The sequence below is a fragment of the Neisseria sicca VK64 genome, assembly GCF_000260655.1.
GTDB lineage: Bacteria > Pseudomonadota > Gammaproteobacteria > Burkholderiales > Neisseriaceae > Neisseria > Neisseria sicca_B.
In genome coordinates this window covers 1-12666 of sequence record NZ_AJMT01000130.1, presented here as the reverse complement: position 1 = coordinate 12666, position 12666 = coordinate 1, and the positions used below count along the sequence as shown (strand labels likewise).

The following is a 12666-nucleotide window of genomic DNA, read 5'->3' as shown; positions in this document are numbered from 1 at the left end:
GGTAATATTTATGCGAACGAAAGCCTGTTTAAATCGGGCATATCGCCACACCGCCCTGCGGACAAGGTTAAGAAAAAAGAATGCGCTGTCTTGGTGGAAACGATTAAAGCGGTATTGCAGCGCGCGATTGAAACCGGCGGCAGCACGTTGCGCGACTTCGTCAACAGCGACGGCAAAAGCGGCTATTTCCAGCAGGAATATACGGTGTACGGCAGGCACAACGAACCCTGCGTCCGTTGCGGCGGTTTGGTGCAGAAAGAAGTTTTGGGGCAGCGCGGGACGTTTTATTGTCCGAACTGCCAAAAATAATGTATGAACTTGTTTTCAGACGACCTCTTTGTCATCTGGGTCGTCTGAAAACGTTATTATAGTGGATTAACTTTAAACCAGTACGGCGTTGCCTCGCCTTGCCGTACTATCTGTACTGTCTGCGGCTTCGTCGCCTTGTCCTGATTTAAATTTAATCCACTATATTAGTCAGTATTGATTCATGCTAAAAGGTCGTCTGAAATCTGTTTCAGACGACCTTTTGACTTGCCGGGGTAAATTCTGATTATTGGGCAGATTCAGCGTTTTCGGGAACTTCTTCAGAAACTTCTGAGGCAGCCTCGTTTTCTTGTTCCGACATGTCGTCGGCAGATGTTTCTTGCTCGGGGAGGCTGTTGGTATCAAATTTTTCAGAAGGCAGGTTGTTCATTGGTGCTTCATATGCAGGCTGCCCAAAATTTTGTTGCTGCATTACTGCGGCAGGAAAGCGTGTCATTACAAAAAATACTAGCGGAATCATGATAATGAAACAAACCAGCATAAGCCACAAATAAGCTTGCATGAAGTGTTTGCGGTTTTTGTTGCCGTCCCCAAATGCCCAGACAAATATCATGACAAGGCCTACGATAGGAATGGCGAGTATCAGGAATGTGATGAGCCAATCCTTGACGGTCATGACTGCAGTGTCGTTGGGTACATTAGGGTGTGGAGTGTTATTTTGATCCATGAATAAACTACCTGAATGAAAGTAAATGAATAGGTCGGCAGGGGGCGGTTTTAATTTCTAATGTTTTAAAATGTGCTGAATGTTAAAGCGGTGACGCTGTGTAGAATCATTTTGCACTTTTACCCGACTGCCCGGCGATTGCAACATATATTTTATCCCAGCTGCAAGGAGGGGAATGTTATCTTTCATTCCGTTTTCATGCAAGTGGGCGGGTGGCGGGATAAGGTATCGAGGTAGGATGTGTTGGATTTTGGGTCATATGTGGATGGGTTTTAATGGAATGGGGCGGCTTTGCCGTGTTCTATTAAATTCAATCCACTATGGGTAAGAAACTCAGAAGCGGGTTGATGAGATTGGGAGATGTGCGGGTTGGTACCGCAAAAGGAAATTTAATGTAAAGGTCGTCTGAAAATAGGTTTTCAGACGACCTTTAGGATTGTGAACTATTCTGCGGCAGGTTTTACCGTGTTGCGGACATCACCACTTTTTTCTTTGTGTTTCAGCACTGCGCGGTCGAGCTTGTCCATCAGAACATCAATGGCGGCGTACATATCTTGTTCAACGGCCTCGACGTGGAGGTCTTTGCCCGCCAGATGGATGTCTGCTTCAGCCTGTTGATTGAGTTTTTCCACAGAAAGGGTGATGGTAACGGAAATGGCGTTGGCTGCGTGGCGGTTGATGCGTTCCAATTTTTCGGAAACGTAGTTTTTGATGGCCTCGGTAACGTCGAAATTCAGACCGGTGATTTTCAGATTCATAATACAGCTCCTTCGGTGGGGTTCAGTCCGTCAGAAACGGAACGGGAAAACTGCGGTTTAAAACTGTCATTCGGTAAGTTTGCGTTTGTGTGCCGGCGGGATGTCGAGCGATTCCCTGTATTTGGCGACGGTGCGGCGGGCGATGTCTATGCCCTGTTGTTTGAGGAGGCGGACAAGGGTTTCGTCGGAATGGGGCTTGCTGCTGTCTTCGTTTTCGATAATCTGCCCCAAAACGGCTTTAATCGCGCCTTGGCTTAGGCCTTCTTTGTCGCCTTCGGAATTGACTGCCTGTGTGAAGAAATAGCGTAACGCAAATAGTCCGCGCGGGCAAGACAAATATTTTTGGTTGGCGGCGCGCGAAATGGTGCTTTCGGCAAGCCCCAATTCGGCGGCTGCGTCTTTCATAAGCATGGGTGCGAGTCCGATTTCGCCGAAGATGAAGAAGTCTTCCTGATTTTTGACGATGTATTCGGCAAGGCGGATGACGGTGCTTTTGCGCAGTTCGAGAGAGTCGATGCGCTGCTTGGCTTCGTTGATTTTTTCTTTCCACTCGGGTGCGCCGTCTTCTGCGGATTTCATGAGTTCGCAGTATTCGCGGTTGAGTTGCAGCTTGGGCCAGGCGGCTTCGTTGCCGATGACTTTCCAGCCGTCTTTGCCTTCTTTGACCCAACGTCGGGCTGGATGTAGGCGGTCGGTTCGGAGGAGGCGAAACCGTAGGCGGGGTAGGGGTTGAGCGTGGCGATGATGTCGAGTGCGGCTTCTATGGTTTCGCTGTCGATTTCGGGAAAGAGTTTGCGGAAGCGGATGATGTTTTGTTTGCGGTTTTTGCCCAAATCGTGCAGCGAACTTTGGATGAGGTGGGCGGCCGCCTGACGCGCAGGGCTGGCGGGCAGGCGCATGAGTTGGAGCATCAGGGATTCGGTCAGGTCGGCGGCGGCAACGCCGGGCGGGTCGAAGGTCTGCAAAAGGTCGAGGGCGTTTTGCAGCTCGTCTTCGTCCAGCATCCATTCCAAGGGCGTGTTGTCGATAACGTCTTGGATGCTGTCGGTGAAATAGCCTTGGTCGTCAAGGAAGTCGATAAGGATGTGGACGTAGGCGGCTTCTTTGTCGGAAAGGGGGTGTTCGCACACTTGGGCGTGCAGGTATTGGTTGAAATCTTCTTCTTTGGCGATGTTGAGCCACGCATCTTCGGCATCGTCGCCGCCGAGGTGGTTGCTGCGCGGCATGGTGGTACCGTGATTGAACTCTGCGTCTGCAAATTCGTCGGCTTCGGGACGTTCGAGCAGGGGATTGTCCTGCAACCAGTCTTCGATCTCGCGTTCGAGTTCGATACCGGACATTTGCAGGATGCGCAGGGATTGTTGCAGACGTTGGTTGAGTTGTTGGGTCTGCCTAAGTTTGAGGCCGAGTAAGGTCATGGTGCAATGTATGTTGATTGGTTTTATGGTGGATTGGATTTGAAGCGGCGCGGCTTGGCTTACATTACGCTGTCAACTGCTTCTTGTTCATCCACTATGTGATTTCAGACGACGTTTGGTTTGGTAAGGAGGCGAAGAAAGGGTCGTCTGAACGGATTTTGCAGTGTGTTTATAGGCGTTTGGTCAACGCTTTTTATTTTTTATCCTAGATGTGTATTTCAACATTTTGCCTTGCCGCCGTCAACTGACGAGGCATGTTTGAAGATGGGTATCCGGATATTGATGATGTGGGTTGGAGGTTCGTTTGTTAATGGTTTTTGTAAAAATTTAAATAAATCATATGGTTGATTGTATTCAAGATGTAATTGTTTGAACGGCGTGCGTTTTATGGCATATGAAACTGATTTTTGTCCGACGTGTCATTTGCGGGAAAAGGGATGCGGACATCGAATGATTTGGGATCATGAAACGGCATAAAGGTCGTCTGAAATCCTGTTCTCTAAAGCTTTGGGCTTTGTTGAACCTGAATTTTCAGACGACCTTCATTCATTTACTGCTTATTTGTTGTTCGGATGGGATTCCATCGGTGCAGACAAAGGCAGCTCAGGCATGGTGCGGGCAGTGTCGGAAACATTGCCGGACAGGGTTTTCAAGAAGGCAACGATGTTATCGGTGTCTTCTTTAGATAAATCTTTGCCCAGTTGCGCTTTACCCATGATGGTAACGGCTTTGTCCAATTCCCAAACGCTGCCGTTGTGGAAATATGGATAAGTTTTGGCGACGTTACGCAAGCCTGGGACGCGGAAGAAGAATTCGTCTTCGGCTTTTTTGGTTACGTCGGCACGGCCTTTGTCGTGTTTCGGATCTTCGATGAATTTCCAGTACGGGCCTTCAACCAAACCGAATTTTTGGAAGGTTGCGCCGCCAAGGTTGCGCCGCCAAGGTTGACGCCGCTGTGGCAGGCGATACAGCCGTTGTCCATAAAGGCGCGCACGCCTTTGCGTTCTTGCTCGCTCAGGGCGTTGACGTTGCCTTTAAGGTAGTCATCCCATTTGGTCGGCGTCAGCAGAGTACGTTCGAATGCGCCCAGTGCGGTGGTGATGTTTTTGAAGGAAACTGCGCCGTCTTCGGGGAAGGCGGTTTTAAACAGTTCTTGATATTCGGGGATTTTGGCAATTTTGGCAGCGGCTGCTTCTTGCGAGTCGTTTGCCATTTCCACAGGGTTCACCAACGGTCCGCCGGCTTGTTCTTCAACGTCGGCCGCGCGACCATCCCAGAACTGCATGCCGAGCAGGGCGGCGTTTAAAGCGGTCGGGGAGTTGCGTCCGCCAAACTGTCCTTTATGGCCTTGGCTGGTCGGCAGGTTGTCCACGCCTGCGGTGGCGAGGTTGTGGCAGGAGTTGCAGCTTACGGTGTTGCCTTTGGAGAGGCGCGGCTCATACCATAATTGATGGCCGAGTTTGACCTGTTCGTCGGTAAACGGGCGCAGTTTCTGCATTTCCTCGGCACTCGGTAGCGGTTTGAAGATGCCTTGCGCGCGTTTGAGCAGCTCTTGGTCTTCAGGTGAAACATTGCTGTCAACGGCGGCTTGGGACGCTGCTGAGGCAGTTGAGGCAGCTTCAGGGGTCGTCTGAACGGCAGAGGCTTCGGTCGGTGCGGAAGTAGGTTTTTGTTCCTTGCTTTCCTGTCCGCCACAGGCGGCCAATGCGGATAAAACAGCAAGCGACAGGAGCAGTCGGGTGTTGCGGTGGTTCATGGCGTGTTCCTTTTTGTAGTGGATATTATTATGAGTAAGCACCGTTTCCGTTGATTGCCGTGATAAATGGCGGGCGAAAATGGGGAATGGTATTCCGCTTTGTTTGCGTCCGTTTGATATGTCCGGCTTTTTTTGTCCGCGAAGTATAAACAGCGGGCGGGGTTTGCCCTTTGCGGTAAATCAATATTGGATTTTCAATAGAGATAAGCAATATATGTGATAGCTTCTGCATTTTCATGCGGTTTTCATGTTGGATAGGCCTCTATCGCTTGCACTGCCAAGCCGATTGGTTTAAATTAAACGACAATTTACCGTTGGAAGACACACAATGAAAATTACCGTCATCGGCGCAGGTTCTTGGGGTACAGCCCTTGCCCTGCACTTTGCCAGCCACGGCAACGAAGTCGCCCTTTGGACACGCAATCCCGAACAAGTCCGTACATTGCAGGCAGAACGTGAAAACAAACGCGGCCTGCCCGGTTTCCCTTTCCCTGAATCCTTAACCGTTTACGCCGATTTGGGTGATGCGCTCAAAGACAGCGGGCTCGTTCTTGTCGTAACTTCTGTCGCAGGTTTGAGAAGCAGTGCGGAACTCCTCAAACAACACAATGCCGACCATATCCCCGTCCTTGCTGCCTGCAAAGGCTTTGAACAAGACACAGGGCTGTTGACCTTTCAAGTATTGAAAGAAGTATTGCCTGAGAACAAAAAAATCGGCGTGCTGTCAGGTCCGAGCTTTGCCCAAGAACTCGCCAAACAACTGCCTTGCGCTGTGGTTGTCGCCTCAGAAAATCAGGAATGGATCGAGGAATTGGTGCCGCAACTCAACACCAACGTAATGCGCCTTTACGGCAGCACGGACGTTATCGGCGTGGCTGTCGGCGGTGCCGTCAAAAACGTTATGGCAATCGCTACCGGTCTTTCCGACGGTCTCGAATACGGGCTCAATGCGCGTGCGGCGCTGGTGACGCGCGGTCTCGCCGAGATTACCCGTCTTGCCATGGCTATGGGTGCGCAGCCCAAAACCATGATGGGGCTTGCCGGCATCGGCGACCTTATCCTGACCTGTACCGGCGCGCTTTCGCGCAACCGCCGTGTCGGTTTGGGTTTGGCAGAAGGAAAAGAACTGCATCAAGTGTTGGTGGAAATCGGCCATGTTTCCGAGGGCGTCAGCACCATCGAAGAAGTGTTTAACACCGCTGTGAAATACCAAATCGATATGCCCATTACCCAAACCCTGCTGCAACTCATCCGCAAGGAAATGACCCCGCAGCAAGTGGCAGAAAGACTCATGGAGCGCAGCGCGCGCTTTGAGTAAGACCGAACGACAAAGGTCGTCTGAAAACATCAAGCCAAAAAGTTTCAGACGACCTCAAGATTCGGCAGCGATTGACATCCCTGCATCATCATCCTAATATCCTGACCGCCTGCCACCATGCGGCAATACGGAAGCCTATACATGAATCAATCACTCGACACCTTGGAAGTCAGCGTTTACCAGCTGGCCCAAAAATTTGAAACCCTTGTTGGTGAAAACCGCCGCCTTAACGAAGAAATCGACCGCCTCAAGCTTGAGCATGAACAACAAAAGCGCGAACACGAAGCCGCCGTTGACGAATTGAGCGAAGCGCTGCTCGTACAAGTCGGCAAACTCAAAGAAGACCTACAAGGCAAAATCGACAACCTTACCGCCGAAAAAGAACAATACCGCAGCGCGTTGGAGCAGACTGCAGAAAAAATCCGCCGGCTCATTGCCCGCCTGCCGCAAGAAACGCAATCATAAGGACACGCCATGAGTATCGAACAAGTCAGCCTCGACATCATGAATGTCAATTTCACCATCAACACCCCGAGCGAAGAAAAAGATACCCTGCTCCAAGCCGTTGATATGCTCAACAAGAAAAGTGCCGCCATCAAAGAGAGCGGACGCATTGTCGGCAGCGATAAAATCGCCATTATGACCGCACTCAACGTTGTCCACGACCTCCTTAAAATCACACTCAAAGACGATTTGGCAATAGGTGAATTTGAGCGTAAAATAACCGACATGAACAACGCTTGCCAAAAAGCTTTGGCGCGGTTGGAACAAAACTGATTTTTCTTTTTCCCTGCGGTGTCCGCGAAGGCATATATTCCTTTGAACCAATAAGTTCGCTTAAGGTTGCCGGGAGTTGCAGTGGGCGCGAGCGTCTATCCTTAGATGCACCCGAAACTGCCCGAGGTGACCGCCTTGTCAACAAGGTTCAAGCGGATTCAGCCAAAACGGCTCTCGCGGGGATTCCCATATCAAGCCATGCCCGATTGCGGCATGGCTTTCATTTATCATCGGCTTCGACGTCGTCTGAAAAACCAAACTTAAAATCAAAAAACATATCCCGATATTTTGAATCAACAGCAATGTTTTCCAACTTAAAAACAACATTTCCCAATGCATAAAAACGCCATCATAGAAAAAACACTTTCAGACGACCCCAATCCGATTGACAAAAGCCAATCCCATCTTTAAAATTCACAACTTTCTATATCTATCTGGATTTCCACTATGAAAACCTTTTCAGCGAAACCCCACGAGGTGAAGCGCGAATGGTTCGTTATCGACGCCCAAGACAAAGTTCTGGGTCGCGTTGCAGCCGAAGTCGCACACCGTCTGCGTGGCAAGCACAAACCTGAATACACCCCCCACGTTGACACCGGCGACTACATCATCGTCATCAACGCGGACAAACTGCGTGTAACCGGTGCCAAATTCGAAGACAAAAAATACTTCCGTCACTCCGGCTTCCCCGGCGGTATCTACGAGCGTACTTTCCGTGAAATGCAAGAGCAATTCCCGGGTCGCGCTTTGGAACAAGCCGTAAAAGGCATGTTGCCTAAAGGCCCATTGGGTTACGCCATGATCAAAAAACTGAAAGTGTACGCTGGTGCAGAACACGCCCATGCCGCACAACAACCCAAAGTTTTGGAATTGAAATAAGGACACGACATGAACGGTAAATACTACTACGGCACAGGCCGCCGCAAAAGTTCAGTGGCTCGTGTATTCCTGACTAAAGGTACCGGCCAAATCATCGTAAACGGTCGTCCCGTTGACGAATTCTTCGCCCGCGAAACCAGCCGCATGGTTGTTCGCCAACCTTTGGTCCTGACTGAAAACGCTGAAGCGTTCGACATCAAAGTCAACGTTATCGGCGGCGGTGAAACCGGTCAATCCGGCGCTATCCGTCACGGCATTACCCGCGCCCTGATCGACTTCGACGCTGCGTTGAAACCTGCCTTGTCTCAAGCCGGTTTCGTGACTCGCGATGCCCGTGAAGTTGAACGTAAAAAACCAGGTCTGCGCAAAGCACGCCGCGCAAAACAATTCTCCAAACGTTAATTCGTTTTTGGAATCTCAAAAAGCCCTGCAATGCAGGGCTTTTTTTATTTGTTGCATCTCTTGAATTGCCTATGCATTTTTGAGACTGGTTGAAAGAGGGCGAACGGCTGAGAGATAGTAAGTTGAGACGGCAGGATTCGCGTTAAGTTTTTCTATTTCTTCAAATGTCGAAAATATGAAATTTCTTTTCACATTCCCCATTGATACAATGAGGTTTTTGCAGGGTCGTCTGAATATGACGGATTTCTCAAAGGGGCTTGTGGCGGCGTTGGCTTCCAATTTATTGTTTTCCATGCTGTTTCTGTACGGAACTTGGATGCGTCCGATGACCGGGACGGAAGTTTTCGCTTGGCGCATGGTTGCAATGTTGGTGGCCATATGCGTATTGATGGGCATGAGCGATGGCTGGAAGGCGGCAGGGCAGTTTGTTCGTGAAACGGGCAGGAATTGGAAACGTTGGTTTTTGATTATGTTACCCACGCCTGTTTTCGCAAGTCAGCTTTGGCTGTTTGTATGGTCACCGGTCAATGGCGAAGGCGTGAATGTGGCAATGGGCTATTTCCTGTTCCCATTGGCGATGCTGGCGTGTGGCAGGATTTGGTTTAAGGAAACGCTTAACCGTCTGCAAATAGTAGCGGTCGTATCGGCATGTTTGGGCGTGGCATGGGAGTTGGTACGATCCGGCGCATTTTCATGGGCGACGGTATGGGTATTCGGGACGTACCCCATCTATTATTTGGTGCGCCGCAAACTGGGCGTGCCGGCATTGATAGGGCTGACGTTTGATTTGCTCGTGATTGCGCCTTGTGCCTTGTTTTATATTCTGACGCAAACCGATACCATTAATTTGATTGCGTCGACCCCAAAACTTATCGGCTTTATCGTTCTGCTGGGTATCAATAGCGCGGTCGCCATGCATTTGAATTTAAAAGCAAGCCAATTATTACCCATTGCCGTATTCGGTATGTTGAGCTATTTGGAACCGGTCTTGCTGTTTATCATTTCGATTGCGTGGCTGGGCGAACCTTTGGAGAGCGGGGCATTAATCAGCTATGGATTTATCTGGTTGGGGTTGAGTCTGATGATGGTAAACGGATGGCTGGCAATGAAGAGAAAGGTCGTCTGAAACATCTTTTCAGACGACCTTTGCCGTTTCCATTAAAATACCGTATTCCCATTTTTCAGACGATCTTTTCCCATGTTTCTCGACCAATCCGCCCCCAATCTGCTGCAAGGCTTAAACCCCGAACAACTTTCCGCCGTAACCTGGCCGCCGCAATCCGCCCTTGTGCTGGCGGGCGCGGGCAGCGGCAAAACGCGCGTGCTGACCACGCGCATCGCATGGCTTTTGCAAACCGGTCAGGCGAGTGTACACAGCATTATGGCGGTTACGTTTACCAACAAAGCCGCCAAAGAAATGCAAACCCGTCTCGGCGCAATGATTCCCATCAACGTCCGCGCCATGTGGCTCGGCACGTTCCACGGTCTCTGCCACCGCTTTCTACGGCTGCACCACCGCGATGCCGGTTTGCCGTCTTCCTTTCAAATCCTCGACAGCGGCGACCAGCTTTCCCTCATCAAACGCCTGCTCAAAAACCTCAACATCGCCGAAGAAATCATCGCACCGCGTTCGCTGCAAGGCTTTATCAACGCGCAAAAAGAATCCGGTTTGCGCGCTTCCGTGTTGAGCGCGCCCGACCCGCACACAAGCCGCATGATTGAGTGCTACGCCGAATACGACAAAATCTGCCAACGCGAAGGCGTGGTCGATTTCGCCGAACTCATGCTCCGCAGCTACGAAATGCTGCAAAGCAACGAAATCCTGCGCCAACACTACCAAAACCGCTTCAACCACATTCTGGTCGACGAGTTCCAAGACACCAACAAGCTGCAATACGCCTGGCTGAAACTGATTGCCGGCAACAACGCCGCCGTCTTTGCCGTCGGCGACGACGACCAAAGCATCTACCGTTTCCGCGGCGCGCACGTCGGCAACATGACCGCGCTGATGGAAGAGTTCCACATCGACGCGCCCGTCAAACTCGAACAAAACTACCGCTCCGTCGGCAACATCCTCGCCGCCGCCAACGCCGTTATCGAAAACAACGACGAACGCCTCGGCAAAAACCTGCGCACCGACGCCGAAGCAGGCGACAAAATCCGCTACTACTCCGCCTTTACCGACCTCGAAGAAGCCCAATTCATCGTTGACGAAACCAAAGCCCTCGAACGCGAAGGCTGGGATTTGGACGAAATCGCCGTCCTCTACCGCAGCAACGCCCAATCCCGCGTCATCGAACAAAGCCTGTTCCGCAGCGGCATCCCCTACAAAATCTACGGCGGCCTGCGCTTTTACGAACGCCAAGAAATCAAACACGCGCTCGCCTACCTGCGCCTCGCCGTCAATCCCGACGACGACAACGCCCTCTTGCGCGTCATCAACTTCCCGCCACGCGGCATCGGTGCACGCACCATCGAAAACCTTCAGACGGCCTCAACCGAACAAGGCATCACCCTCTGGCAGGCAGCTTGCAATGCCGGCGCAAAAGCCACCAAAATCGCCGCCTTCGTCCGCCTCATTGAAGCCCTGCGCAACCAAGTCGGACAAATGCCCCTGTCCGAAATCATCGTCGGCATCCTCAAAGACAGCGGCCTGACCGAACACTACCGAACCCAAAAAGGCGACAACCAAGACCGCCTCGACAACCTCGACGAACTCGTCAACGCCGCCATCGAGTTCAAACCCGAAGACAGCAACTTTGAAACCCTGCCTGAAAACATTTCAGACGACCCCGCCTTCCCCATCCTCGCCTTCCCCATCCTCGCCTTCCTCAGCAACGCCGCCCTCGAATCCGGCGAAAACCAAGCAGGCGCGGGCGAAAAAGCCGTCCAACTCATGACCGTCCACGCCGCCAAAGGCTTGGAATTCAACGCCGTCTTCCTCACCGGCATGGAAGAAGGCCGCTTTCCCAGCGAAATGAGCCTTGCCGAACGCGGCGGCCTCGAAGAAGAACGCCGCCTCATGTACGTCGCCATCACCCGCGCCCGCAAACGCCTCTACATCACCATGGCGCAGCAAAGAATGCTGCACGGGCAAACCCAATTCGGCATCGTCTCCCGCTTCGTCGAAGAAATCCCCCCCGAAGTATTGCATTACCTGTCCGTCAAAAAGGCCGCCTACGACAGCTACGGCAGTCCGCGCCAAACCACCGCCCCAAAAGACAAAATCATCGACGACTACAAACAGCCGCAAACCTACGCAGGCTTCCGCATCGGACAAAACGTCCGCCACGCCAAATTCGGCACCGGCGTCATCATCGATGCCGTGGACAAAGGCGAATCCGCCCGACTGACCATCAATTTTGGCAAACAGGGCGTGAAAGAGCTGGATACCAAGTTTGCGAAATTGGAAGAGATGTAAATTTAAAATGTAGGTCGGATACTTGTATCCGACAAAAACATTTGACGCGTCTGTCGTTTCCGAAAAACCGCTGTTGGAAATGTCGGATTTGAGAATCCGACCTATGGGCAAAAAACGTAGCAGGAGAATAGAAACCCGTAGCGTGGGCTTTGCCCACGAATCAAGCCCAAAATTTCAGACGGCCTCTTTTACCCAACATTTTCGTGGGCAAAGCCCACGCTACCATCTACGCCTTCAAGGCAAAAGGTCGTCTGAAAAGCGTTTTTCAGTACATGTAGGTCGGATTCTTGAATCCGACATTTTCAAACATTTCCGCCATAATCAAAAGCGGTAAAACATAAAACGTTTGTCAAATATGAGTATCCGACTTACCCATCATATTTAATGCTGAAATCCACATTGCTTCCACCCCAGTGCTTTGGGTAAATCCCCTGTTTCACATAACGGTGAAAAGTAGAAAACGGCCAATCGGAAACCTGATCGACATAGCCATGCTTTACGGGATTAAAATGTAGGTAATTGAAATGATTGATAAAGTCCGTTTCATCACGAATGGTATGTTCCCAAAACCTTTTTTGCCAAAGCCGACATTCTCTTCCAATCAAATATTGGCTGTACCGTTTAATTTGCCGCCAACGTTCCGAATAAGCCGCATCATTCTCAGGAAGACGCCAAATCGTATGAAGATGGTCGGGCATCAGCACCCATGCTTCAATTTCAAACGGATACCGCTCCCGAACCGTCATTACCGCCTGCCGCAAGGCCGAACGCACCGTTTCATCAGTCAGGATTTTTTGTCGTTTGTCAGCAACCACCGTAAAAAAGTAAGTACCGCCCGTTTGATAAAAGCGTCGGTATCGCATGAATTCCCTTTTTTAAATTAAATTTTTGTTTTTCGGAAAGATTTTTGTCGGATACAAGTATCCGACCTACGTTGAAACCG

The 12666-nt window shown here is 50.8% G+C and carries 11 protein-coding genes, 1 other RNA gene and 2 pseudogenes; 9 read left to right on the top strand and 5 right to left on the bottom strand.

The features are described 5' to 3' along the window. Positions 1-309 (top strand): zinc finger domain-containing protein (locus HMPREF1051_RS07800; protein WP_003766772.1); only part of this gene is annotated, 309 nt, incomplete at its 5' end. Positions 310-553: 244 nt separating this feature from the next. Here the strand turns inward: HMPREF1051_RS07800 and HMPREF1051_RS07795 are convergent. From HMPREF1051_RS07795 to HMPREF1051_RS07775, 4 genes and pseudogenes are all read right to left on the bottom strand, one after another. Continuing rightward, entirely contained in the window at positions 554-994 is a 441-nt protein-coding gene (locus HMPREF1051_RS07795; protein ID WP_036492521.1) for a hypothetical protein, read from the bottom strand. A 443-nt stretch (positions 995-1437) separates the two neighbouring features. After that, positions 1438-1752: a ribosome hibernation-promoting factor, HPF/YfiA family gene (gene hpf, locus HMPREF1051_RS07790; protein WP_003757098.1), complete on the bottom strand. Its 315-nt coding sequence runs from the start codon at positions 1750-1752 to the stop codon at positions 1438-1440. 66 nt (positions 1753-1818) lie between these two features. Beyond that, positions 1819-3170 (bottom strand): annotated as a pseudogene (gene rpoN / locus HMPREF1051_RS07785) (RNA polymerase factor sigma-54). Between the two features lie 557 nt (positions 3171-3727). Continuing rightward, a pseudogene (locus HMPREF1051_RS07775) lies at positions 3728-4926 on the bottom strand (cytochrome-c peroxidase). A gap of 328 nt (positions 4927-5254) precedes the next feature. On the opposite strand from HMPREF1051_RS07775, the gene HMPREF1051_RS07770 reads away from it, so the two are divergent. The 8 genes from HMPREF1051_RS07770 (at position 5255) to uvrD (ending at position 11723) form a co-directional block, all read left to right on the top strand. Continuing rightward, positions 5255-6244: an NAD(P)H-dependent glycerol-3-phosphate dehydrogenase gene (locus HMPREF1051_RS07770; RefSeq protein WP_003757087.1), complete on the top strand. Its 990-nt coding sequence runs from the start codon at positions 5255-5257 to the stop codon at positions 6242-6244. Positions 6245-6385: 141 nt separating this feature from the next. Then, positions 6386-6709 carry a bZIP transcription factor domain protein gene (locus HMPREF1051_RS07765; protein ID WP_003766760.1) on the top strand — a complete coding sequence of 108 codons (324 nt, stop codon included), beginning with the start codon at positions 6386-6388 and terminating at the stop codon, positions 6707-6709. 9 nt (positions 6710-6718) lie between these two features. Next, on the top strand, positions 6719-7021 hold the full coding sequence (locus HMPREF1051_RS07760; protein WP_003744050.1) for a cell division protein ZapA: 303 nt from the start codon (positions 6719-6721) through the stop codon (positions 7019-7021). Positions 7022-7028: 7 nt separating this feature from the next. Beyond that, a non-coding RNA gene (gene ssrS / locus HMPREF1051_RS13440) (6S RNA) lies at positions 7029-7208 on the top strand. A 260-nt stretch (positions 7209-7468) separates the two neighbouring features. Further along, positions 7469-7900, top strand: a complete 432-nt coding sequence (gene rplM / locus HMPREF1051_RS07755; protein WP_003744049.1) for a 50S ribosomal protein L13 — start codon at positions 7469-7471, stop codon at positions 7898-7900. A 9-nt stretch (positions 7901-7909) separates the two neighbouring features. Next, a complete protein-coding gene (gene rpsI, locus HMPREF1051_RS07750) occupies positions 7910-8302 on the top strand; it encodes a 30S ribosomal protein S9 (protein ID WP_003744048.1) in 393 nt (130 codons plus the stop codon). A gap of 235 nt (positions 8303-8537) precedes the next feature. Then, complete coding sequence (gene rarD / locus HMPREF1051_RS07745; protein ID WP_036492524.1) at positions 8538-9428, top strand: EamA family transporter RarD; 891 nt, start codon at positions 8538-8540, stop codon at positions 9426-9428. 72 nt (positions 9429-9500) lie between these two features. Beyond that, positions 9501-11723, top strand: coding sequence for a DNA helicase II (gene uvrD / locus HMPREF1051_RS07740; protein ID WP_003766756.1), 2223 nt, complete (start codon positions 9501-9503; stop codon positions 11721-11723). A 368-nt stretch (positions 11724-12091) separates the two neighbouring features. Here the strand turns inward: uvrD and HMPREF1051_RS07735 are convergent, their stop codons facing one another. Further along, positions 12092-12586, bottom strand: a complete 495-nt coding sequence (locus tag HMPREF1051_RS07735; RefSeq protein WP_003766768.1) for an REP-associated tyrosine transposase — start codon at positions 12584-12586, stop codon at positions 12092-12094. Positions 12587-12666: the final 80 nt, after the last annotated feature.